Source organism: Caulobacter sp. FV1ye6ST (assembly GCF_058681225.1).
Window position 1 is genome coordinate 4,793,494 of sequence record NZ_CM178733.1, and the last position, 24,227, is coordinate 4,817,720.

Annotated in this window: 19 protein-coding genes; 14 read left to right on the forward strand and 5 right to left on the reverse strand. The window is 67.9% G+C overall.

Features of this window, described 5'->3' with window-relative positions; all coding sequences use genetic code 11:
• Genes ACW175_RS22775 through ACW175_RS22805 form a run of 7 tightly spaced genes read left to right on the forward strand, consistent with a single transcriptional unit; the run spans position 1 to position 7,668 of the window.
• Entirely contained in the window at positions 1 to 1,089 is a 1,089-nt protein-coding gene (locus ACW175_RS22775) for a 3-oxoacyl-ACP synthase III family protein (protein WP_492102189.1), read from the forward strand.
• Complete coding sequence (locus tag ACW175_RS22780) at positions 1,086 to 1,847, forward strand: SDR family NAD(P)-dependent oxidoreductase (RefSeq protein ID WP_492102190.1); 762 nt, start codon at positions 1,086 to 1,088, stop codon at positions 1,845 to 1,847. The genes ACW175_RS22775 and ACW175_RS22780 overlap by 4 nt, the downstream gene beginning before the upstream one ends.
• 14 nt (positions 1,848 to 1,861) lie before the next feature.
• Positions 1,862 to 2,482 (forward strand): LbetaH domain-containing protein, encoded by a 621-nt coding sequence (locus tag ACW175_RS22785; RefSeq protein WP_492102191.1) that lies wholly within the window; start codon positions 1,862 to 1,864, stop codon positions 2,480 to 2,482.
• Entirely contained in the window at positions 2,479 to 3,504 is a 1,026-nt protein-coding gene (locus tag ACW175_RS22790) for a Rieske 2Fe-2S domain-containing protein (protein ID WP_492102192.1), read from the forward strand. Before ACW175_RS22785 ends, ACW175_RS22790 begins: the two co-directional genes overlap by 4 nt.
• On the forward strand, positions 3,504 to 4,952 hold the full coding sequence (locus tag ACW175_RS22795; protein WP_492102193.1) for a glycosyltransferase family protein: 1,449 nt from the start codon (positions 3,504 to 3,506) through the stop codon (positions 4,950 to 4,952). Before ACW175_RS22790 ends, ACW175_RS22795 begins: the two co-directional genes overlap by 1 nt.
• A 48-nt stretch (positions 4,953 to 5,000) precedes the next feature.
• The gene (locus ACW175_RS22800) at positions 5,001 to 6,161 is read left to right on the forward strand and encodes a helix-turn-helix domain-containing protein (RefSeq protein ID WP_492102194.1); all 1,161 of its coding nucleotides are present in this window, start codon (positions 5,001 to 5,003) and stop codon (positions 6,159 to 6,161) included.
• 40 nt (positions 6,162 to 6,201) lie between these two features.
• Positions 6,202 to 7,668, forward strand: a complete 1,467-nt coding sequence (locus tag ACW175_RS22805; RefSeq protein WP_492102195.1) for a S41 family peptidase — start codon at positions 6,202 to 6,204, stop codon at positions 7,666 to 7,668.
• Between the two features lie 22 nt (positions 7,669 to 7,690).
• Here ACW175_RS22805 and ACW175_RS22810 read toward each other — a convergent pair whose 3' ends face one another.
• Positions 7,691 to 8,368: a ferritin-like domain-containing protein gene (locus tag ACW175_RS22810; RefSeq protein ID WP_492102196.1), complete on the reverse strand. Its 678-nt coding sequence runs from the start codon at positions 8,366 to 8,368 to the stop codon at positions 7,691 to 7,693.
• Positions 8,369 to 8,546: 178 nt separating this feature from the next.
• Between ACW175_RS22810 and ACW175_RS22815 the strand changes: the two genes are divergently transcribed.
• From ACW175_RS22815 to ACW175_RS22835, 5 genes are all read left to right on the forward strand, one after another.
• A complete protein-coding gene (locus tag ACW175_RS22815) occupies positions 8,547 to 8,942 on the forward strand; it encodes a MerC domain-containing protein (protein ID WP_492102197.1) in 396 nt (131 codons plus the stop codon).
• Between the two features lie 111 nt (positions 8,943 to 9,053).
• Complete coding sequence (locus tag ACW175_RS22820) at positions 9,054 to 10,364, forward strand: DUF418 domain-containing protein (protein WP_492102198.1); 1,311 nt, start codon at positions 9,054 to 9,056, stop codon at positions 10,362 to 10,364.
• A gap of 282 nt (positions 10,365 to 10,646) precedes the next feature.
• Positions 10,647 to 11,618 carry a helix-turn-helix transcriptional regulator gene (locus tag ACW175_RS22825; RefSeq protein WP_492102199.1) on the forward strand — a complete coding sequence of 324 codons (972 nt, stop codon included), beginning with the start codon at positions 10,647 to 10,649 and terminating at the stop codon, positions 11,616 to 11,618.
• 217 nt (positions 11,619 to 11,835) lie between these two features.
• Positions 11,836 to 14,241 (forward strand): hypothetical protein, encoded by a 2,406-nt coding sequence (locus ACW175_RS22830; protein ID WP_492102200.1) that lies wholly within the window; start codon positions 11,836 to 11,838, stop codon positions 14,239 to 14,241.
• A gap of 4 nt (positions 14,242 to 14,245) precedes the next feature.
• Positions 14,246 to 14,767 carry a glutathione S-transferase family protein gene (locus ACW175_RS22835; RefSeq protein ID WP_492102201.1) on the forward strand — a complete coding sequence of 174 codons (522 nt, stop codon included), beginning with the start codon at positions 14,246 to 14,248 and terminating at the stop codon, positions 14,765 to 14,767.
• Positions 14,768 to 15,194: 427 nt separating this feature from the next.
• Here ACW175_RS22835 and hisG read toward each other — a convergent pair whose 3' ends face one another.
• From hisG to ACW175_RS22855, 4 genes are all read right to left on the reverse strand, one after another.
• The gene (gene hisG, locus ACW175_RS22840) at positions 15,195 to 16,169 is read right to left on the reverse strand and encodes an ATP phosphoribosyltransferase (RefSeq protein ID WP_492102202.1); all 975 of its coding nucleotides are present in this window, start codon (positions 16,167 to 16,169) and stop codon (positions 15,195 to 15,197) included.
• Positions 16,166 to 17,296: an ATP phosphoribosyltransferase regulatory subunit gene (locus tag ACW175_RS22845; protein WP_492102203.1), complete on the reverse strand. Its 1,131-nt coding sequence runs from the start codon at positions 17,294 to 17,296 to the stop codon at positions 16,166 to 16,168. Before ACW175_RS22845 ends, hisG begins: the two co-directional genes overlap by 4 nt.
• A 3-nt stretch (positions 17,297 to 17,299) precedes the next feature.
• Positions 17,300 to 18,817: a histidine--tRNA ligase gene (gene hisS / locus ACW175_RS22850; RefSeq protein ID WP_492102204.1), complete on the reverse strand. Its 1,518-nt coding sequence runs from the start codon at positions 18,815 to 18,817 to the stop codon at positions 17,300 to 17,302.
• 270 nt (positions 18,818 to 19,087) lie between these two features.
• Complete coding sequence (locus tag ACW175_RS22855; protein ID WP_492102205.1) at positions 19,088 to 20,554, reverse strand: ATP-dependent nuclease; 1,467 nt, start codon at positions 20,552 to 20,554, stop codon at positions 19,088 to 19,090.
• Between the two features lie 1,099 nt (positions 20,555 to 21,653).
• Here ACW175_RS22855 and ACW175_RS22860 point away from each other — a divergent pair.
• Both ACW175_RS22860 and ACW175_RS22865 read left to right on the forward strand, forming a co-directional pair.
• Entirely contained in the window at positions 21,654 to 21,884 is a 231-nt protein-coding gene (locus ACW175_RS22860) for a hypothetical protein (RefSeq protein WP_492102206.1), read from the forward strand.
• 214 nt (positions 21,885 to 22,098) lie between these two features.
• Positions 22,099 to 24,222, forward strand: coding sequence for a TonB-dependent receptor plug domain-containing protein (locus ACW175_RS22865; RefSeq protein WP_492102207.1), 2,124 nt, complete (start codon positions 22,099 to 22,101; stop codon positions 24,220 to 24,222).
• The last annotated feature ends 5 nt before the right edge of the window (positions 24,223 to 24,227 follow it).

Genomic DNA, 24,227 nt, shown 5'->3' on the forward strand with positions numbered 1-24,227 from the left:
ATGACGACCACGGCGCCTGCCTCGCCCGCCAGCGACTCTGAAAAGGGGGGCCGCCGTCGGGGCGGCTACGCCCTGTCCGGCGTCGCCCTGCGCGGCGTGGTCTGCGCCGTGCCCGGACCGCCGGTGCCCAATTCGGTGATCGCGCAGACCCTGGGCGACCAGGCGGTCGCCGACGTCGTCAAGATGGTCGGGGTCGAGACCCGCCACTGGGCCGCGCCGGACCAGACCAGCGCCGACCTCTGCGCCGCCGCCGCCGAGCGGCTGCTGGAGCGGCTGGGCTGGGAGCCCGAGAGCATCGACGCGCTGATCTTCGTCACCCAGACGCCCGATCATCCGCTGCCCGCCAGCGCCTGCCTGCTGCACGGCCGCCTGAAGCTGGCCAGCGACTGCCAGGCCTTCGACGTCAATCTGGGCTGCTCGGGCTATGTCTACGGCCTGTGGCTGGCGTCCAGCCTGATCCAGAGCGGCTGCCGGCGCGTGCTGCTGCTGGCCGGTGAGACCAGCAGCCGCCTGGTCGATCCCAGCGATCGCGGCACGGCCGTGCTGTTCGGCGACGCCGGCTCGGCCTCGGCGCTGGAGCACGACCCGGCCGCGCCCGCCATGAACTTCCGCATGGGCACGGACGGCGCCGGCGCCGGCGCGCTGATGGTGCCACAGGGCGGCTTCCGCCCCGTCGATCCCGACCGCGCCTTCACCCTGGACCCGACCCGCCTGCACATGGACGGCGGCGAGGTGTTCACCTTCACCCTGCGCGAAGTGCCCAAGCTGGTGGCCGCCATCCTGGCCGACGCGGACATCACCGGCGACAAGGTCGACGCCTACCTGCTGCACCAGGCCAACCGCTTCATGCTGCGCCACATCGGCAAGAAGATCGGCGCCACGGACACCGACCGCCTGCCGATCAATATCGACCGCTATGGCAATACCAGTTCGGCGACCATCCCGCTGCTGCTGGCCGACGACATGGCCCAGCGCCTGACCACAGGCTCGGCCCGGCTGATGCTGGTCGGCTTCGGCGTCGGCCTGTCGTGGGGCGCGGTGCTGGCCGAGTTCGGGCCGCTGGCCTGCGCCGAAGTGATCGCCGCATGACCTTTTCACCAAACGCCCTGAAGGACCGGACCATCCTGGTGACCGGCGCCTCTTCGGGCCTGGGCCGCGCCGCCGCCGCCCTGATCGCCCGGTGCGGCGGCCGGGTGATCGCCACCGGCCGCGACGAGGCCCGCCTGGCCGCCACCCTCGAGGCCCTTCCCGGCGCGGGACACACCGCCTTCGCCGCCGAACTCAACGACGCCGACGCCGTCGCCGATCGCATCTCGGCCATCGCCACCGAGGCCGGCGGGCTGGACGGCGCTTTCCATTCGGCGGGCAGCGAGCTGATCCTGCCGGCCCGCCTGACCAAGGCCAAGCAGATCGACGGCGTGTTCGGGGCGGCGGTGCATGGCGCCCTGGGCCTGGGCCGCGCGGCCGGCAAGGCCAATGTGATGAAGGCCGGCGCGTCGATCGTGCTGATGTCCTCGGCCTCGGCCCAGCGCGGCCGCGCCGGCATGATGGCCTATTCCGCCGCCAAGGCCGCGATCGAGGGCCTGACCCGGTCCCTGGCCTGCGAGCTGGCCCCCAAGGAAATCCGGGTCAACGCCATCGCCGCCGGCGGGGTCGAGACCGAGATGCACGCCCGCCTGGCGCGCGGCCTCTCCGACGCCGGCATGAGCGCCTATGAGGCCCAGCACCCGCTGGGCTTCGGCCAACCGGACGATGTGGCCTCGGCCGCCGTGTTCCTGCTGTCGCCCGCCGCCCGCTGGGTGACCGGCGCGGTATGGGCCGTCGACGGCGGCTACCTGGCCAGCTGAGGGATTTTGGCGCGATGACGGACTATGTGCTGGTCGGCGGCGGGGCCTTCGCCCGCGAGATCCACGACTGGTTCGCCCCGGGCCTGACCGGCGGCGACCGCTTCGTCGGCTATCTGGACGACGGCGACCAGCCGATGGCCGCCTTCGGCCGCGACCTGCCGCGGCTGGGCGACACCAAGGCCTATGCCCTCGCGCCCAACCAGCGCCTGGTGATGGCCGTCGGCGATCCGGCCGGCAAGGTCGCCCTGGCCGGACGGCTGGGCGGCCCGCAAGCCTTCGCCACGCTCATCCACCCCCGCGCCTGGGTCTCGGCCTCGGCCAGGCTGGGCCACGGCGCCGTGGTCGGCCCGTTCACGGACGTCTCGGCCGACAGCAAGGCCGGCGACCTCCTGACCCTCAACGCTTATTCCAGCCTGGGCCACGACGTCGCCGTCGGCGACTTCGTCACCCTCAGCGGCTATGTCGACCTGACCGGCGGCGTCACGGTCGGCGACCGCAGCTTCTTCGGCTCGGGCGCGCGGGTGCTCCCACGGCTGACCATCGGGGCCGGCTGCATGGTCGGGGCCGGCGCGGTCGTGGTGCGCGGCTGCGAGGACGGGGTGACGCTGTACGCGGCGCCGGCGAGGCGGCTTTGAATCCCCTCGACCACACCCTGCTGACCACCTGTTGGCACCTGGTCGCCCACCGGAGCGAGCTGGCCGAGCCGGGCGCCTTCCTGCGCCTGGACTGGGCCCTGGGCGATCTCGTTCTGCACAATGACGAAGGCCAGATCATCGCCTTCGACAATGTCTGCCCGCATCGCGGCGCGCGGTTCTTCATCGAGGACCATGGCGTCGGCCGGGCCGTCTGTCCCTATCACGGCTGGAGCTATCGCGGCGGCCAGGTCCGCGTGCCGCTGGCCAAGACCTTCCCGCCCGGCGCCCTGGACAAGGTGGCCTTAAGCCGCTTCCAGACCGCCTGGTGCGGCGACTTTCTCTTCGTCGGGATCGCGCCCGCGCAGGACCTGCCGACCCAGTTGGCCGGCGCCTTCGCGCCGCTGGCCGAGGTCTCGACGCGGATCGCGGGCCGCCGCGACTTCAACGCCTTCGAATTCCAGTCCGACTGGCGCGTGGCGGTCGAGAACGCGCTGGAGAGCGACCACGTCAATCCAATCCACCCGCGCACCCTGGCGCCCCTGGGCCTGCGGGACGACGCGATCGTCTTCGACGGCCCCAACACCACCTATGCCGCCCACATCACCGACAGCCGCACCCTGCGCGGGCTGAAGACGATGGGCCGGTTCTTCGAGTCCGAGGGCGCCTATCCGGGCTACTGGACGATCTATGTCTTCCCGTTCGCCATGGTCTCCTCGACCTTCGGCTATTCCTATTCGCTGCAGACCTTCCTGCCCTCGGCCACGCCGCACCGGGCCCACTTCTGCAGCCGCCAGCTGGCCGGCCAGGTGAAGCCCGGCTACGAGGCCGCCGTCGAGGCGTTCCTCGACTCCAGCGCCCGGGTCAACCGCCAGATCTTCGACGAGGATCACGCGATCTGCGCCCGCGTCAGCCCGCACTACGACCTGACCGCCGCCGACCGGGTGTTCTCGCCCGGCGAAGCCCGTGTCGCGCGCCTGCACGCGATCCTGACGGCGATGACCAACCAAGAGGACCTGCCCTGATGGCCCTGTTCGATTTTCTTCAGGAAGGCGCCCAAGACCGGTATCTGCCGTCGATCAAGATCATCGCCGAGCGCTGGGACATCATGCTGGGCGAGGACGCCCTGGACGGCGTCGACGACTACACTTTCGTCGAGGAGGTGATCAGCCTGCTGGAAAGCGGCCGCTACACGCCCGACATCGTCCTGCAGGTGATCTCCGACCTGGGCTCGATCGCCTGGTGGCGCGGGCCGCACCTGGGCGACGCCCACGCCGGCCGCGTCGCGGCCCTGGCCCGCCGCCTGCACCTGAGCAGCGCCGACGCCCTGACCCTGCCGCCGCGCGACATTCCCCTGAGCGCCGTTCGCCAGGCGCATGTCGTCTTCGCCGGCGACCTGATGGGTCCCTTCCACTCGCCCTCGCGCGGCGCGATCGACTATGTCGCCGCCCTGGCCATGGACCCGACCATCACCCGGATCGACCTGCACCACGGCGGCGAGACCCTTTCGGCCAACATGCAGGCCTATATCGACGAGCGCCTGGGCCACATCCCGCCCGAGCGCGGCGTGCGGCTGGTCTCGACCGTGGAAAACCCCGACTACCTGGTCGACGCGATCCGCAAGGGGCCGGCCACCTATCACTTCTGGTGCGAACCGATCATGGCCCCGCAGATCACCATCGCCAGCCGACTGGGCCCGACGGTGATGTTCACCTGCGGCGACGAGCCCCCGCCGCAGTACGCCGACGTCTTCTGGTACTTCCACGAGCCCCAGCACATGGCGCCGATCTGGAAGCGCCGGGGCGCGCCGGCCAGCTATATCCGCAACTACGTCCAGAGCCTGTCGGGTCCGTTCTATGACGAGGGTCCGCCCGCCCCGCGCGCCCGTTCCGAGATCGGCCTGCCGCAGGACGCCTTCGTCATCGCCACGGTCGGCAACCGCCTGGCGGTCGACCTGGACGAGACCTTCGTCACCGGGATCGAGAAGATCCTCCGCGACCGGCCCAACGTCATCTGGCTGGTGGTGGGCGGCCTGCCCGACAACCTGCTGAACGCCTGCGAGACGATCCTCGGCGACCAGTTCCGCTACATCTACCAGGACCAGGAACTGGCCCGGCTGATGACCACGGTCGACGTGTTCGCCAACCCGTTCCGCCAAGGCGGCGGCAACAGCGCCATGATCGCCCTGACGGCGGGCGCGGTGCTGCTGACCACCAATGACGGCGACGTCGCCTCCATGGCCCCGCACGACCAACGCGCCAAGGATCCCGAGGACTATTTCGCCCGCCTGGCGACGCTGATCGACACGCCCGGGGCCCTGGATGCCTGGCGCGGCCCGCAGCAGGAACGCCGCCGGCTGATGAACGACCAGACCCACTTCCTCAGCGCGCTGAAGGCCATGGTCGACCTGGCCCACCAGCGCTTCGAAGCCCGCCAGGGCCGCACCCTGACCTCGGTGGTCGAGGAGGGGTGAGGGGCGATCGCCTTCCGCTGAGCCTTCGGACCGCCTAGCCTCCAGGCCATGGCGGATTGGGGACTCCTTTTCGGATGGCGGACGGCGCTGCTCGGCGCCGCGATCCTGCAATGCCTGCTGCTGGCCGGCGCCCTGGCGCGGAGCGGGCCCAACCGGGCGGCCAACCGCTTCCTCGCGCTCGCCCTGGTGGTCGTCGCCGGGATGCTGACGCCCTATGCGATCGGCTTCGCCGGCGCCTATGACCGTTTCCGCTGGCTGACCTTCGCCCCGTTCGCCATTCCCCTGGCGTTCGGGCCGCTGCTGTACGGCTACGCCCACGCGCTGGCCGACGGGACGGCGCCGCGCCGGGTGCGGCCGCACCTGCTGCCGGCCTTCATCCAGTTCGCTTATCTGACCCTCTGCTTCCTGATCCCCGGGGACGCCAAGTGGGCGTGGTACACGGGCGGCCACCGCGCCGTCGTCTCGCCGGTGCTGGACGTGCTGGGCCTCTTGAGCCTGGCGGCCTATGCCTACGCCATCGGCGGACTCTTGAAACGCCAGCGCGCCAGGCTGGCCGACCACCGCAGCGACGACGAGCGGTTCTCGGCCCACTGGCTGGGCCGGGTCCTGGCGGTGATCCTGGCGGGCCTGGGCCTGAAGGCGGGCTTCTGGCTGTGGTCGCTGATCGCGGGCGGCATCGACTTCTTCCAGGAGACCGGCCTGTACCTGGCCCTGGCCGGGGTCGGCGTCTATCTAGGCGTGGCCGGGTGGCGACAGGCCGCGCTTCCCGTCCCGCTGGCCGCCGCGGATCCGACGAGCGCGGAGCCGGACCCAGTCCGCGCCCCGGACTGGCCGTCCATCGCCGCCGAGATCGCCGAGCGCACCCGGGAAGCCGGCTGGTGGCGCGAGCCGGACCTGTCGCTGGCCCGCCTGTCGCGGCTTCTGGGCACCAACAACGGCCGCCTGTCCCGGGCGATCAATCTGGGCCTGGGCATGAACTTCTCCAACTTCGTCAACGGGCTGCGGGCCGAGGGCGTGGCGCGGGCGCTGGAGGCCGGCTCCGACCAAGACCTCCTGAGCCTGGCGCTCGACATGGGGTTCGCCTCCAAGGCCAGCTTCAACCGCGCCTTCAAGGCCCGGTTCGGCGTCTCGCCCTCGCGGTACCGGCGGCAGGTCTCAGATCCTGCCTTTTTACCGGCCGACACGGAAATGAGGCGCGCCGCGCCGTGAGCCGGCGCATGGGCTGGGTCCCATTCGTGAGGACTCATCCATGGCCTTGAATCGTCGTCGCCTGCTGCGGCTTTCGGGCGGTCTGGCCCTTGGCGCCGCCCTGCCCGCCTGGGCGAACACCGTTACGGAGGACTGGAGCGGCGACGTCGCGATCCTGCGCCAAGCCTGGGAGACGATGCACCCCGGCGTCTATCGCTACAGCACGCCGCGAGAGATCTCGACGCGGCTGGACGGCCTGGCCCGCGCCTGGGCCGCGCCGGGGACGTTTCGCGAGCGCTTCCTGGCCCTGACCCGCGTCACCGCCTCGCTGAAGTGCGGCCACACCTATCCCAGCCCCTACAACAGCAGCGACGCCACCGTGGCGCGGATCTATCCGGACCGGTCGCTGGTCCCGTTCCTGTTCCGCTGGATCGACGGCCGGATGGTGGTGATCCGCGACGACAGCGGCGCGGCCCTGTTCCCACGCGGCGCGGCGATCACGGCGATCGACGGCGTCGCGACCCAGGACCTGCTGGCCCGCCTGACCCCGCTGGCCCGCGCCGACGGCTCCAACCGGGCCAAGCGCGTCAGCCTGATGGAGGCGCGCGGCGAGGATCGCTTCGAGACCTTCGACATCCATCTGCCGCTGGTGCTGCCGCTGAAGGACGCCGCCGCCTTCACCCTGGCCGACGGCCGCATCGTTCGCGCCCCCCTGCTGACCCTGGCCGACCGTCGCGCCGGCTTCTCCCCCACGGTCGAGGTCGCCAAGAGCGCCAACCCGTGGACCCTGAGCAAGGGCGAGGACGGCGTGCATCGCCTGACCATGCCCGGCTGGGCGCTCTACGAGTCCGACTTCGACTGGCGGACCTGGCTGGGCGGGGTGATGGACGATCTGACCGGCGACGGCGCGCGCGGCCTGGTCGTCGACCTGCGCGGCAACGAGGGCGGCATCGACTGCGGCAATGTGATCATCAGCCGTCTGATCGATCGCGACCTGCCGCTGTCGCGCGACCAGCGCTGGACCCGCTATCGCACCGCGCCCGAGAGCTTGCGCCCCCACCTGAAGACCTGGGATCGAAGCTTTCTGGACTGGGGCGAGGCGGCCGTCGCCTCGCAAGAGCGGCCCGGCTACTATCGACTGACGCGCGCCGGGGATAGCGGCAAGTCCAGCTTGATCCAGCCGACCGGGCGCCGGTTCAAGGGACGGGTGGCGGTGCTGTGCGACGCCTCCAACAGCTCGGCCACCTTCGGCTTCGACCAGACCTGCAAGGACAATGGCCTGGCGACGCTGGTCGGCCAGACCACCGGCGGCAACCGGCGCGGCATCAATGGCGGGGCCTTCTTCTTCCTGCAGCTGCCGGCGTCGAAGCTGGAGGTGGACCTGCCGCTGATCGCCAGCTTCCCCGCGACGCCCCAGCCGGACGCCGCCATCGAGCCCGACATCGCCGTGGCCACGACGGCCAAGGATATCGCCATCGGCCGCGACCCGCGGATGCTGGCGGCGACGGCGCTTATCCTCGGGCGCTGATCCGCTCAGGGCCGGCGACGGCTCAGGCGGCCGCGAGCGCCAGCCCGGACAGCCGCTCGTCGTCTTGCGCGTCGGGCCAGGTGGTCCGGCGGGCGCGGCCCCGCGACAGGAACAGCAGCGGAAGCTTCAGGGCCAACAACTCGCCGTGGATGAAGCCGTCGACCGCGCGCTCGTACCCGTTCGCCTGCCGTCGGCCATGGTCGGCCAGCCAGCCGTCATAGGGCGCCCAGTGACTAGGCTCGTCCTGTTCGATCACGCGGAAGATCTTGGTCAGGGTCGCGTCCTGGCGAACCCAGGGATTGCGCAGCAGGACCTGGACCTGCCGGTGGCCCCGCTTCTCGGTCAGGGAGATAACCCGGCAGAGACGCTCGAAAAGGTCCTCGCGGCCGATCAGCGCGGGGTCGAGCGCGTCGATCGGCGAGCCGAACATGATCTCGACGAAGCGGTCGATGTGGCCGCAGGCGCGATCGACATCCAGCGGCATGACGCCCCGCCGTTCGAACCAGCGCCGAAACATCATGTAGTGTTTGCGTTCGTCGGCGCGGTGCTTCTCGATCAGGTCGATCAGCCTGTGATCGTCCGGCCAGCTCGACCGCACCGCCCACAGCATGCGGTCTATCGCCGTGTAACCCCGGTGCTCATTGTAGATGTAGATCGAGCAGAGGAGATCGAGATAGCGATCCCTGAACGCGCCAGCCATGGACTCAAACCTTGATCGACCGGTTCGGGTTGGCGACGCCGCCGCCGTGAACCTTCGCCACAACGGCCGGCCGGCGCGCTCGTTCCCCATGGCCCTCGCCATGATGTCACGCGCGACCCCTTGTGTTATATTATATCACCCCTAGATAGGAGCCGACCCAGCCCCAGGAGCCGCCTTCATGCCCCCTACCCTCGCCAAGGCCCTGGACGCCTCCGCCGTCGGCCTGTCGGCCCTGTGCCTGGTCCACTGCCTGGCCTTGCCGGCGCTGGCCCTGCTGCTGCCGGTGCTGGGCCTTTGGGCGCGGGCCGAGTGGGTGCACGTGGTCTTCGTGCTGATCGCCGCGCCGGTGGCGGTGCTGTCGTTCGTCGACACATCGACCCGCCGGCCGCGCTCCTGGCCGCTGGCGACGCTGGCTGTCCTGGGCCTGATCCTGATGATCGCCGGAGCCCTGGAGTTCCCGTCCGCCGCCGACGAGCGCGTGCTGACCGTGCTGGGCGGCCTGTTGCTGGCCGGCGCCCACCTGACCAACTGGCGCCGCCGCCATCACGACGCCCACTGCGCGGCGTGCGAGTGAGCCGCGAAGCTTGCGGCGCGCCCCACGACCCAAGGTATAGCCTGGAGACTTCCGCCGCCTAAGCATCGCCCCTAAGGTTTAGCTTCAGGCAGCGGGCGGAGCCGGGTTTCCATGCGTGACGTCTACACGGCCGCGGGAGCGGACGGACGGATCTCCAACCTCGACGTTTTGCGGGGGATCGCGGTCTGCTTGATCCTGCCGGTCAATATCATCGTCATGGGGACGGTCGGCGAGCGTGAAGGCCTCGCCTATCCCTCCCAGTGGAACCTTGATCGCATCCTTTGGTGCGTGGAGCAGGTCCTCTTCGAAGGCCCCGCGCGCGGCCTCTTCACCCTCCTGTTCGGCGCGGGCATGGCGCTGATGCTCAAGCGCGCCGAAGGCGGCCAGCCCCAGGTCAGCCCGATCGATGTCTGGGCGCGGCGATGCCTGGTGCTGTTGGCCTTGGGGATTGTCCAGTTCGCCGTCTTCATGTGGCCAGGCGAAATCCTGTGGACCTACGGCATTTCCGGGCTGTTCCTGCTGGCCTTTCGCGTGGCCCGGCCGCGCACCTTGTGCATAGCCGCCGCCCTGCTTCTCCTCGGCCTCTCGGGCCTGCGGGCCTATACGACCAACAGCGGTGTCCAGGTCTACGCCGCGGCGCCGGCCGCGGAAGCCGCGAAGGCCGAGGGACGCCCCCTTTCGCAAGCCCAGCAGGCTTCTCTTCAGGCCGTCCAGTCCGCGCATGAGGCGCTCTATCCCAGCCCTTCCACCACCGCGGCGCGGATCGAGCAGCGCACGCACCTGAAAAGCTTGCTGGCCTGGAGCGCCGACGGCTGGGTCTCGCGACACCTGTCGACCTGGAGCTGGCCCGGCGTCGTCGAGTGCCTGAGCTTCATGCTGATCGGTATCGCGCTCTATCGCACCGGCCTGCTGACCGGCGCCGCCGCGACCAAGACCTATGTGTTGATCGCCCTGATCGGCTACGGCCTTGGCCTGCCGGTCCGCCTTTTCAACCTGGCCTGGATGGCGCGAACGGGCTTCGAGCTCGATCCTCATCGGCTGGTCCCGGCCGTGTCCGCTCTGCGGTCGTTTCTCTATGAGCCGGCGCGGCTCGGCATGACGATGGGTCACCTCGCCGTCGCCACGCTGCTGTTCCGACAGGGGGTCCTGGGCGAGGCGAAGATCCTCCGCGCCTTGGGAAGGATGTCGCTGACCACCTACAGCCTGCAATCCATCCTGACGTCGCTGCTGTTCTATGGCTGCGGCCTCGTCGGATCGGTCAGCTTCACGGGACTGATGCTGACCTCCGCCGCGATCTGGGCGGTCACCGGCGCCATGGCGGTGCTCTGGCTCCGCAAGTTTCCGATCGGTCCCGCCGAATGGCTGATCCGCGCCGCCGCCTACGGTCGGTGGAGATCACGGCTCCCGGGCGCGGGGGCCTGAATGGCGAGCGGAGGTAGCCTCGCTCCGACGAGGCCAGGAAGCAGACCTTCGTAGGGGCTATTTCGGGGTGGGAAACGGACATCGACCAGAGCGCGTAAGCTAGCTTGGCTTGCCCAAAGGGTTTTGCCCCCGGGGTTTGGAGGGGAAATGGGCGAGGCGGCGTGACGCTTCTGGCGCATCGCGCCCGTCGCCCCGGCTGCCTTGGCGCGGGAGAGCAAGCGCGGCTTCCAATGCGCCAGCTCACGCCCTAGGGTGGCCGTTTGCTTTGCTTGGCTGTTTTCCTTGGCGTCAGATCCTTCGGCCTCCTCCAACATCGTGTTTCATCGGTTCTCGACGGACAACTTGCCGCCAGAGCAGCGCCACCAGACGTGGGTGGCGCGGGAGCAGGTGCGGATTGGCAGGGTGTACCGGACGGCGCCGACCGAGCCCTTCAGCATCTTGGAAGAGACGGTCTCACTGGGCCGGCTTCTGTTCGGGCGGATCGAGATCACGGGCATGACCTGGGAGCGGAGCGCGCGGGACATCCGGATGTCGAGCTTCGATCCGATCATCGTTAACATGATGGTGGAGGGGCTGGCCCGGGGTGACATGGACGGCCGGGCGTTTCTGGAAGCGGCCGGCTCCTATCACTTCCACGATCCGACCCGGCCGTCCCTGCACGCCTCCACGGCCAGCCTGACTTACGGCCTGTTGATTCCGCGCGAGATCGCGGCGGCCTGGTTCTCGCCGATGGAAGAGTTGCATGGCCTGGTGGTGAGCGGCGAGCTCGCACGTTCCGTCCTGGACCTGGCCGTCACCGCCTGGTCGCTGTTGCCGTCGCTGGACCTGGCTGGTGGCGCGCGCATCGAGCGCGCTTTCCTGGAATTGCTGGCGCTGGGGTTCGAAGCCGCCCGTTCCGTCGCGCCGCCCCGCCCGACCTCCGAGGAGCTGTTGAAGGTCCGCGTCGTCGAGATGATCGCGCAGCGGCTGGACCTGAAAACCGTGACGGTCGCCGATCTTTGCCGGATCCTGGAGGTCTCCAGCGAGCAGTTGGCCGCCGCCTTCCGGGGTGATGGTGGTCTGAAGACCTGGCTTCTGTATCGTCGGCTGGAGAGCGCCCGGGCCGCCCTGACCCGTTTCGACAGCGCCGAACCGATCGGAAACATCGCCTATCGCCTGGGCTTCAGCGACGCCGCGCATCTCAGCCGCGCCTTCCGCCAGCGATATGGCCTGTCGCCGCGGGACTATCGCCGGCTGGCCGAGATCCCTGACTAAGCGCGCGATCCAAACGGTCCCGGCGAGCGCTGGAGCGGCACATACAAATATTCGCCCCCCCGCGTTCAAGTCTCGGGCCGGGTCAAGGTGCTATCGACCTCCCCGAGACCTGAGGACCTCGTCCGCAAGGCTTTGAGCGCGGGGGCTCCGCGAAAATTTGAAGGCCGACCTCGCCGCCGCTTCGATGCGTGCGCCGGGGCGCGGTTGAGGGGGACTCTTGGCTTACACGTACGATCAACTGGTGCTGGCCTATACGGCCGCGCACGATGGCATCGGTCCCGACGCGGCGACCCAGGCCACCTTCCAGATCCAGGCGGTGCAGAGCGCCAACGGCCAGCTGAGCGACGCCCAGCTGCTGAGCAACATCGTCAACAGCGCCGACAACACCACGGGCCTGGCCGTGCTGGCCTACCAGTTCTTCACGGGCAAGAGCCCGACCAAGGCTGGCATCGACTACCTGGTCAATTCGGCAACGAACACGTCGGACCTCAACGACCCCTATTATTCCAAGTTCAGCCTCGAGAACCGCTACATCAACTTCGCCGCCAATCTGGGCGTGCAGGGCGAAGGCGCGGCCAACTTCGCGTCCAAGTACGGAAGCCTGAGCTTCGCCGACTACGTGGCTTCGATCTACCAGACGATCATCGGCGGCTCGTACGCCCAGGCCGCCGGCATCGACCCGGCCAAGGCCATCGCCGACATCATCAGCCGCAAGGACGCCATCCTGGCCACGGCCACCAGCGCCGGCATGATCGCCCCGAACGCGACCGCCGCCCAAATCGACATTGCGCTGAAGGCCGCCACCGCCGGCTATCTGCTGGGCGAGGCCATCAAGGCCGATGTCGGCCTCTATGCCGCCGCGACCAACAACTTCTTGGCCGCCGTAGCCCAGGGGACCGCGACCTACAACACCGACATCACCCTCAGCTACCAGCCGTCCGTCGGCACGCCGTCGCACGGCACCGGCCACGCCCTGGACAACGCGCCCGCCGTCCTGCCCACGCCCGCGCCGCCGACCCAGCCGACCCAGCCGACGGGTCCGACCGCTGTCGCCCAGGCGTTCACACTCACCGCCGGCGCAGACACATTCACCGGCGGCTCGTTGGCCGATACCTTCGCGGGCACGAATACGACCTTCAATGCGGGCGACGTTCTGAACGGTGGCGGCGGTAATGACACCCTGACGATCACGGCCTCGTCTTTCGGCATGTACACCGTCCCCAGCTTCTCCAACGTCAGCAACATCGAGACCGTCAATATCAGCAGCGGTTTTGCCGTTGACAGCGACGTGTCCGGCGCCACCGGCGTGCAGACGCTGAACATCACGGCCAGCGGTGCCTTCGACATCAGCTCCACGGTGAAGGCCGCAGCCACGACGGACACAAATCTTACCCTTAGCAACCAGGGGACGGCCCACCTCACGCTCGATGGCGGCAGGAACGTCACGGTGAACGCCACCGGAAATACGGATGGTGGCAATGGTGAGGGTTATTTCAACATCGGCGACGTGGTCGCGCCGACCGGCGCGGTCGCCCTCAACATTACGACGGCGGGCGCGGTCACAGGCGGGGCGATCTCTGTGATCGGCGGGACGACCGTGACCATCACCCAGGCCGCGACGAATGCAGTGAACACCACCCAGACCAATGGACGCGTCTCCGTCAACGGTACAGCGTCCACTACGTCGGTAAGCGTTCATTCCGCCGCGCCGAGCGTCGCCAGTCCGGGAACAGCGGGTGTCACTGCTGGCGCTGTTAACGTCTATGATGCCAATAGAGGCCCCGCCTCGACCTCGGTCGGCACGATTACGATGGTCGATGTCTCTGGATACAGTACTCTTGATCTTCGGGACAACGCGCTGTCGAACCTCACCCTTGCCCACGGCAGTGGCTCCATCGATATAGACAATCGCACGGGTTTGTCGGTCGGCCTTCGAACCACGACCCTCAACTTGTCAGTTAACGACATCACGGGCGGGGTGCTGCGGGATCGTGGATACTACACGACCCTATACGTCACGACCGGCGCTTCGGCTTCGACTTTGGACAATCTTGATACGAGCGCGCTGACGTCCTTGAACGTTGCTGGCGCGGGCAGCCTGACCCTGACATCGACGACGCTAGCGAGCGCGTTGCACACCGTGGCGGTGACCGGCGCGGCCAGCCTCAACGCCACGTTCGGCACGGGCGCCGACACCATCAGCCTGGGGGCCGGCGCCAGCACCATTGACACCGGCGCGGGCGCGGACTGGGTCAACATCACCGCCGCCAACGCCGCCAGCAATAGCGTCTTCTCGACGCTGACCGTTAGCTCGGGCGACCAAGTGCGCATCACGGCGCAGGGCGGTGCGGCGGCCTTCAACGGGAACATGGCGGCGGCTGTCACCGGGACCACGTTCCAGAGCTACCTCGACGCCGCCGCCGCCGGCGACGGCCACACGACGTCGGCCTGGCGCTATTTCCAGTTCGGCGGCGACACCTACGTCGTGCTCGACAGCAGCGCCAGCGCCACCTTCCAGGCCGGGACCGACATTGTGGTCAAGCTGGTCGGCGCGTTCAACGAATCCGGCGCCCAGATCAACGCTGGCACGCTGTGGCTGGATCATTTCGGCCCCCCGAGTTGATGGGTTGAACGCCCCGGCGGATCGACCAGGGTGGAACCCCGCCAACTACATCCCGGCGATCCAGGACGACGACATCGTCATGGTCGAGTCGATCGCGATCATGGAGTACCTGATGGCCCGCTACGGGCCGACGCCGCTGGCGCCCGCGCCTCGGGATCCGACCTTCCCCGCCTATCAGCAATTTCTGCACCTGGGCGAAGCCGGCCTCGCGACCCTGATGATGCCCGTCGTGGTCAGCCGCTTCATCGCGCCCGAGGCCGAGCGCGAGAACTGGGGCGCGACCTGGTGTCGGCGGTCGTTCCAGAAGCGGCTGAAGCTGGTCGGCCAAAGGCTTGCCAGCTCGCCCTACCTGGCCGGCGAGGCTTTCACGGCCGCCGACATCTCGGTGACCTACGCCCTGGACCTGGGCCAACGGACTTGCGGGATCACCCTGGGCGAGGTCGAACAGGGCTATCTCGCCCGCACCACGGGCCGCGACGCCTATAAGCGGGCCATGGCGCGTTCGCACGAGGGGGTGAACCCCTGATCCTCGCCTCCCCTGATCGAGACACGCGCGCTCCGCGTTCGGCGGTAACGTCCGGCCATCCAGGGCGTCGGAGCATTGGGCGGAGATTTTAGGCCGGGATACTTTTTGACTCTTCCGTCAAAAGCGTTAGCCAGGGCCCAGATACACCAAACCCGCCGCGGGGGATAATCGCGACGGGCTGGCTATTTTCTCGATCATTCGATCTAGGCGGGCGTTTCCTCCCCGAAACGCCGAAGAACGGGAGCTCTCTTTGGGCTCGTTTCGCTCTTGCAGTGTCTAGAAACGTCAAATTCATGACGGTGTCAACGCGGCAAATCCCTTTTTCGCAAAGGTTTGGTCGAATTTTTGACGCGAGTGGCGTTGTTTGGACCCGAAAGTCGAATTTACGTCGTGAATCGATGTTCTATTTTGACGAACTCGTCAAAACTTAACGGGCGAGCGCCGCCGTGAAGCGGTCCAGCACGGCCGAGCGCGACTCGAACACATAGTCCGGACGCGACACGGTGACGGGCTCGACCCCGGCGGCGGCCAAGGCGGCGGCGGCGTCGAACAAGTCGCCGGTCGCGAGAAGCGCGCCGTTGGCCCGGCGCGAGCCGCCCTTGGCGACGAAGGCCGCCACGGCCGCCTGCCCCGCCGCGTCCTGCTCGGCCGGCCAGACCAGGGTCGCGAGCTTACCCGCCCGCCCCTTGGCCTCGACCACCGACAGCATCCGACGAAGGGCGCTGAGTTGCTCCGGCGTCCAGCGGGTGACCAGCGAGGCGGTCAGCTGGGCCTGGCTCTTCAGGATCACGCCGTCCGACAGGATCTTCAGGCCGTTGGCGGCCAGGGTCGCGCCGGTCGTGGTGATGTCGACCACCAGTTCCGCCGCGCCGGCGGCCGGGGCGCCCTCGGTGGCGCCGCTGCTCTCGACGATCCGGTAGTCGGCGACGCCGTGGCGGGCGAAGAAGGCGCGGGTCTGGGTGACGTACTTGGTCGCAACCCGCAGGCGGCGGCCGGTCTTGGCCAGGTGCAGGTGCCCGACCTCGTCGACATCGGCCATGGTGTCGACGTCCAGCCAGTTCTTGGGCGCGGTCACCACCAGGTCGGCGCGGCCAAAGCCCAGGGCCCGCAGCAGCATGACCCGGCTGTCCATGTCGTCGCCGCGCTCGCGCAGCAGGTCCTCGCCCGTGACGCCCAGGTGCAGGTCGCCGCTGTCGAGGCCGGCGGCGATGTCGCCCGCCGACAGCAGCCGCACGGAGACGCCCGGCAGGCCGGCCAGCTCGGCCGAATAGCCGCGCGCGCCGCCGGTCATTTCCAGCTTGAAGCCGCAGTCGGCCAGCCAGGCCTCGACCTGGTCCTTCAGACGGCCCTTGGAGGGGATGGCGAAGATCATCGGCTCATTCTTCTCTTGGGAGCCGCTCATTCGCCGCCTCCCGCATAGGCGCGCGCCGGACGGACCATGCAGCCCACAGCGCCGGTGTTGGTGGAAACGCCCAGCTTGGAGGGCAGACCGTCATAGCGCCCGCCGGCGGCGACGGGCCGCTCGGGACCCAGCGCGTCCGAATGCACCTCGAACAGGTAGCCGTCGTAGTAGCCGAAGGCGCGGCCGAAGGCGGCGGCCAGGGTGGCCTTGTCCAACGGCACGCCGCGCTCGGCCATGCCCGACAGGCGCGCGCGCCAGCCGGCGATGGCGGCTTTCAGCGCTGCGTCGTTGGGGCCCGCAAGCGCGGCGATGGCGTCCAGCGCCGCGTCTGGACGATCCGAGACGGCGAGGAAGGCGCGGACCTTGTCGGCTTGCGCGGCGTCCAGACGGCCGGCCTTGGCGGCCCGCGCCTTCTCGACCAGGCGGTGGGCGATCTCGGCCGGACGGCGGCCGCCGACGGGCTCGACGCCGGCCAGGGACCACAGCTCCTGCAGCACAGCCGACGCCTCGCTCTCGGGCAGGCCGGCCAGCAGCGAGGCGATGCGCGACTGCTCGCTGGAGAGGGCCGACGAGTCGCCGTCCAGCTCGGCCTTCAGCTGGCGCGGCTTGGCGAAGGCGCGCTTGAGCCGGGCGGCCAGGGGCGGCGCCAGGTCCAGGCTGTCGACGAAGGCGGCGAACAGCGACACGTCGCCCAGGATCATCGACAGGTCCGACCGGCCGCCAGCGGCGGCGCTCGCCCAAGCCAGGGAAGCGATCTCGGCGTCGGCGGCCACGGGGTCGCCCGCTTCGAAGGCCTCGACGCCCAGCTGCAGGAACTCCTCGGCGCGATCCGAGCCGCGCGGGGCGACGCGGAAGGCCTTGCCCTCGTAGCGGCGGCGCGCGGGTTGCCCGCCGTTCTCGAAGTGCTGGCGGGCCACGGCGACCGTGAAGTCCGGACGCAGGCAGGCCTCCTCGCCGCCGTCGCCGGAGACGACGAACAGCCGCGAGCGCATGGCCTCGCCGGTCAGGTCGAGCAGCAGGCCCAGGGGCTGCAGCACCGGGGCGTCGGTCAGGGCCGCGCCGGCCAGCAGCAGCGGCGCGCGGATGGCGTCGAGCGCCTCCGCCGGAATGGAACGCTCGAGCCTCATCAGCTAGCCCTCGATGATCTTCTGAACCGCCGCGACCAGCTGGTCGCGCGGGATGGTCTGCTGGCCGGGACGCTCGGCCTTCCAGGCGGCGTTGTCGGCCAGGCCCTGGGCGGCCTGGCGGCCGGCGTCGAGGTCCTTGATGGTCACCGTGCCGGCGGCGATCTCGTCCCCGCCCAGCATGACCACGGCCGGCGCGCCCCGGCGGTCGGCATATTTCATCTGCGGCTTCATGCCCGAGGTCCCCAGATAGACCTCGGCCGGAATGCCCGCCGCGCGCAGCTGTCCGACCACGGAGAAGTACTCGGGCATGTGCGCCTGGTCGAAGGTGATCACCACCACCGGCCCGCGCGCCACGCCGCCCGGCTCGCGTCCGGCCGCCCGCAGCGCCGCCGCCAGGCGGGTGACGCCGAACGAGAAGCCCGTGGCCGGGGTAGCCGTCCCCGTGAACCGCGCCACCAGGTCGTCATAGCGCCCGCCGCCGCCGATCGAGCCGAACGAGACCTTGTTCCCCTTCTCGTCCGTGGTGCTGAGCAGCAGCTCGGCCTCGAACACCGCGCCGGTGTAGTATTCCAGCCCCCGGACGATCGACGGATCGATGAAGGCCTGGTCGTCGGCGATGCCCAGGCTGGTCAGGGCCGCGTCGATCCGCGACAGCTCCAGCAACCCCTCGTCGCCCTCGGCCGAGCCACCGATCACCTTGGCGATATTGTCCAGGGTCGCGGAACGCCCACCGGCCCCGGCGGACACGAAGTCCAGCACCGAGTCGATCGCCTTGCCCTTCAGACCCGCGCCCTTGGTGAAGTCGCCGCTCTCGTCCAGGCGCCCCTCGCCCAGCAGCAGCCGGACCCCGTCGACGCCCAGGCGGTCCAGCTTGTCGACCGCGCGCAGCACGGCCAGCTTCTGGCCGGCGCTTTCGGCCCCCGCCGAGGTCAGCAGGCCGTTCAGCAGCTTGCGATTGTTGATCTTCAGCACCGCCGCCCCGCGCGGCAGGCCGGCCGCTTCCAGCCCCTCGACCGCCATGGCGATGATCTCGGCGTCGGCCTCCGGACGGGCCGAGCCCACCGTGTCGGCGTCGCACTGGATGAACTGGCGGAAGCGCCCCGGCCCCGGCTTCTCGTTGCGCCACACCGGCCCGAAGGCGTAGCGGCGGAACGGCTTTGGCAGGGTCTCCCAGTTCTGGGCCGCGAACCGGGCCAGCGGCGCGGTCAGGTCGTAGCGCAGCGCCATCCACTGCCCCTCTTTCCCTTGATCGGCGTCATCTTGAAGCGCGAACACGCCCTCGTTGGGCCGGTCGCTGTCGGGCAGGAACTTGCCCAGGGCGTCGGCATATTCGAACGCCCCGGTGTCCAGGGCCTCGAAGCCGTAGCGCTCATAGACCGCCGACACCGCCTCCAGGATCGCCCGCTCGGCCCGCAGGTCGCGGGCGCGCTTGTCGGCGAAGCCGCGCGGGGCGCGCGCCTCGGGGCGGAAGGTTTCCGGGGTGTCGAGGGCGTCGTTCGGGAGGGGCAGATCGGTGGTCATGCGTCGGTCCTAAATCTTCTAGGCTTCGACGGATGGCGCTTGAGCCAAGCCCCATCCGCTAGGCGGGGCTCTGGCTGGGTCGCTCGGCTTAGAGCGCGCGGACCCGGCCGATCCCGCGAGGCGAGTTCGGATGGTGGTGGCAGCCGTGGTGGTGCGGCAGGCGGGTCATCGGGCGGGGGTGTAGCGGAGATGGGGCGGTGGGGGAAGGGGTGAGGCTCATGATCAACCCGGGTAGGAGTGATCATCGAAGCGCGCTCCGCCGCGTGACGACTATAGCTTCATATAGCCACGCACAGCGGCGACAAGCGGCTTCATCGTCTCGGCATTCTGCTCAACGTAGATCGAAGCCAGGCCGCGACGAATTATAATCTCGGAGATGAAGCCAAGCTTGTCTCCGAGCTTTGCAAAATATAGGTGATGGTCAGTTGTGTCTAGCGCAACGGATTCTATAACCTTAACCAATTCCGTTTGCGATATTCCGGGACACTGGCAACGCTGCTTTATTAAAGCGCTATTGTACTCCGCCGTATCTCGAATGTATCCGAATACCACAACCTCGGGCGCACCCTTGGGCAATTCAAAAACGGCTTCGTTAGGTTTGCTTAGGGGAGGATTGTCACCATCAATGATAGCGGTCGCCGGGTGAGAGGTAGTTGGATTCTTGATGTGGTGGTCCAGCACGTTCACGACGTACGGGTACCCACCCGCCTTATGGACCTGCACCCGCTCAAAAATATCAGCCGCATACTGGCGGAACATCTCCTCGACCATGTCCTTCGCAAAGTCATCTTCCACAAAAATGGCCGCATCCTTCGCCACCTTTCCGGTCAACGCGCGGAGACTCTCGATTGTGAGCTTGCCCTGATAGGCGATCCCCTCAATGCAGGCCCAAATGGCCTTGGGAGGCAGTACGGTGAGAGCGTACTCCGAGTGGGTCGTAAAAACGATTTGAGCGCTCTTACGCTGGGCGACATCAATTAGGTATTCGACCATCTTCTCGGTCGCGAGCGGATGCAGGCCGTTTTCAATCTCTTCGATTAAAATCAAAGAATCGTCGTCCGCGCCTTCGATCCGCGACACCATTTCTATGATAGAGGCTTCGCCGGCACCAAAATGGAACTGCGAATAGTCGTTGGCGCCACGCATTCCGATGAGGATGCTTTTAGACTTGTCACTCTTTAGGGTGACCCGCTCATAGCCCTTGGCATCCTTCCCTAAAATCCGACTGACGTATCCGACCACAGCATCATCAATAGGCTGCTTCACGACTTCCGAATTCGCGGCGATGCCAATAAAGTGCTTAAACTTAGTCTGCTCGTTTGCAGGAACGGTTCTCTGGATTGGAATTACAACAACATCGCGCTCAGCAACCTTGTCTCGCCTCCACTTCGCCTTGGTAAAATGCGCATTGCGAGGAAAAACTGAGGTCTTGTTTACACCTCTATCCAGGACTTCATATTCAACCCGCCAGTTAGCCATGCTATTATCGCCAATGTTCGATTTTGGAAAAAAATCGCCTGGCTTTACGTCTTTGTAGGCGAGAGCGGTGGCGCCGAGAATTGTACTTTTTCCACCCCCATTCGTACCGATTACGGCGGTAACGGGAAAATCAAACGAGATAGCTTGACTATCGAAGCTGCGCACATTCAGCAGCTTCATCGTCGGAAGATAGCGTGAGTAGGAGAGCTTCTTCACCTTCTCTTCGAGGTTGACGATATCGGAATGCCGAACGTCCATATCTTCCTCCACGACGGCCGACTCGCCGTAATCGATCTTTTCGAACTACCACTACCCCACCGTGCGCAAAAATGTGAAGCAAAGCTTGCGATACGACCTAAGCGGCTACGTCAGCCCCTCCACCGGCGTTCGCCGGTCCCCCTCCCCCAAGAGGGGGAGGAGAGCGGAAACGTCCAGCGGCTTGCCCCAGGGGTCGCCAGCCGACCTTGGTCGGGGCGAGCCTTTCATCTCTTGGAGGCTGCAGCGTGCAGGGCTGATCAGGTCAGTCAAGGACGACGCTGCGCGTCGCCGCGCGCGGTGGCGAAGCCATCCTTGAGTGACCTGATCAGCCCTGCGATCGTCTCGCCGTGAGATGTAAGGATGGCTCCGACCTCGGGGGTCGGATGGCGGCTTGGAGGGGAAGAGGTCGCGCGCGCCAGATGCTCCCCCGCGATGCGGGGGAGCTGCCGGCGAAGCCGGCTGAGGGGGCCAACTGGACATTGGCCCAGCTCGCCCCCTCCGGCCCTCTGGGCCACCTCCCCCGCGACGCGGGGGAAGATCTATGGGGATCGAGCGCGCTCCATCCCCGGCGTTCGCGATACAGACCCTCACGAAATCAATCCCTTCCCACTTTTTCGCGCCCCTGAATGATCGGCGCTCAGGGACACCCCCATACTTCTCCTCGCCCCACCGCTGGGGAGGCCGTCCAGCTGGCGACCTGACGGGCGGCGGGGGCGGTTGAGCGGGCGGCGCTCGTCGGGGCCTCTTCGGAGGCGCCTTCGCGACCGATCCAGCACGGGCTCCCTGAAACATGGGACGAAAGGCTGGCGGCGAAGGTTCGACAGGCGCCAAAGGCGTGGGCTGAAATCGCCCACGCGGTCCGGAGGGGTCGCTTTCCCCTCCGCCCGCCGGAGGCCCAAACGTCGGGAGCGGATTAAGACCCCGCGCCCCCGAAGGCTTCCGCATCGACAACCGCGCGGAGCGCCCGGGTCACGTCGAAACGGTCAACTCCACTACCCCTCCGGGCGTCGCCCGGACGCTTCGCCGCCTCCCCAGCCCGCCGGCCTTACCGGCGGAAGACCGTCGCCTCACGCCCGCCAATCCCTTGAGGAGTTTCTCCATGGCCAAGCGCCCACCTCGCTCGACGCCCCGCACGCCATCGACCGCCTCCGGCGCCCCTTCCGGCGTCACGTCCGAGAGTTCGCACGTCGAAATCCTCCGGGCCAAGATCCTGGTCCGCACAGAGATCATGCGCCGCCAGGCCTTCGCCGACCTGCAAGCATTGGAGGCCCGGCTGGCGGACATGCCGCCGCTAGCGCCCCAGGAACCGCCGCCGGCGAACGATGGTTGAAACGCGCCAAGTAATCGCTGTTCAGGCGGACGTTTTCACTCGCCCGTAAAGCTTTTCTTAAGTCGAATGCAAAATCCGTCCAGACTTGTCCACACGCTCGCCGGTATAGAAACATGAACGTCCTGTAATATAACTCAGAAGTAATGCACATTTCGGTCTTGTAACTTGAGGTAAAGACACCACGCCGTCACAGCTTCCCGCACAGAGGGGAACGTTGATGACCAAGACCATGCTGATGGCCACCGCGGCCATGCTATGCCTCGCCGGCGCGGCGCACGCCGGCGACGCCGACAAGGCTCCGTCCGCTCCCGTTCCCGCTGGCCAGGAGGCCGCCCAGACCCCCGTGCCGACCGGCCCCACGGACCCAAAACCTTTCTCGGGGGCGCCGCTGGACGACAGCAGCCAGCGCGGCGTGCTGGTGTTCCAGCCGGAGTTCTTCGCCGCTCAGCGTCCCAACACCGCCCTGGACATGATCAACCGGGTGCCGGGCTTCATCGTCAACGACGGCACCGGGGCGCGCGGCTTCGAGGGCGCGGTCGGCAACATCCTGATCAACGGCGACCGTCCGGCCTCGAAGAACGACGCCGGCTCGAGCGTCATGAACCGCACCCCGGCCACCCAGGTCGAGCGCATCGAGCTGATCCGCGGCGGGGCGCCGGGCATCGACATGCAGGGCTATTCGGTCGTCGTGAACGTGATCCTGAAGAAGGGCGCCAGCCAGCAGTCGATCCTGACCTGGAACGCCATGATCTTCGACGGCGGCCACGACATCTACGGCGGCAGCTACCAGTTCAACAACACCAACGGCGACAAGACCTGGAGCCTCACGCTCAGCGACGGCATGGGCAGCAGCGACAGCAATGGCCCGGGCGTGAACGTGCGCCGCGACGGGACCGGCCAGGTGATCCGCGACGAGAAGTACCTGAACGACGGCTATGGCGGCGGGCGCGGCGTTCGCGGCAACTTCTCGACCCCGTTCAAGGGCGGCAAGCTGGAAGGCACCGCGCGCTATGGCGTCAACGACTGGCAGCAGTGGCAGGAACTGACCTCGGCCACGGCCCTGCGCCGCAGCGACTATGCCGAGGAGAGCCACACCACCGAGCTGGGCCTGACCTACACCCGCCCCCTGGCCCCGAAGTGGAACCTGGAGACCCGGGCGATGTTCACGGGCGAGAACTTCGACAACGCCTCGACCAGCGACGAGACCCTGAACGGGACGCAAAGCGCCCAGCAGCGCTTCACGGCCGATGGCGACAGCACCGAGGCGATCCTGCGCGGCCTGTTGCGCCACGACTTCTCCAAGGCCCTGACCATCGAGGCCGGCGGCGAAGTGGCCTACAACATGCTGGACGTGAAGCAGGCCTACAGCGTCGGCGGCGTGGCCGTGCCCCTGCCCTCGGCGTCGGTCAAGGTCGAGGAGCTGCGCGGCGAGGCCTTCACCAAGGCGACCTGGCGCGTGAACCCCAAGCTGACGCTGGAGGGCGGGCTGCGGCTGGAGAAGTCGACGATCAAGCAGACGGGCGACGCCGAGAACGAGAAGAGCTTCTTCTACGCCAAGCCCCGCTTCCTGGCGACCTGGACGCCGATGGCCGACAACCAGCTGCGGGTGCGCTTCGAGCGCGAACTGGGCCAGCTGGACTTCAACGACTTCGCCGCCTCGTCGGACCTGGAGGACGAGACCGTCTATGGCGGCAATGTCGACCTCAAGCCCGAGCAGCGCTGGATCAGCGAGATCAGCTATGAGCGCCGCTTCTGGGGCCAGGGCATCGTCTCGATCGGCTATCGCCATGACGAGATCATCGGCGTGATCGACCGCCTGCCGCTGCCGGACAACCTGTCGGCCACCGGCAATATCGGCGACGGCACGCTGGACCGCCTGTCGCTGAACATCGTGGTGCCGACCGACAAGCTGGGCATCCCGGGCGGCCGCTTCACGTTCAAGAACGACTGGAACGAGACCCACGTGAAGGATCCGACGACCGGCAAGGATCGTCCGATCACCCGGGTGCGTCCGACCCAGGCCAATATCGGCTTCCAGCAGGACCTGCCCAAGCACCGCATCCAGTGGGGCGTCAACTGGCTGCCGCTGCTCGGCCAGGGCACCTATGACGTCGACCAGACCAATGTCTGGCGCGGCGCGAACTACTACGAGTTCTTCACCGAATATAAGCCGACTCCGACCCTGGCGATCCGCGCCCAGCTGAACCTCTGGGACGACTACACCATCCGCCGCACCGTGTTCTCCAACCGCGCGCCGGAACGGGCCGTGGCCTATGTCGAGGACCGGGCGATCGACCCGCGCACCTTTGTTTCGCTCCGGGTGCGCAAGACGTTCTGACGCGG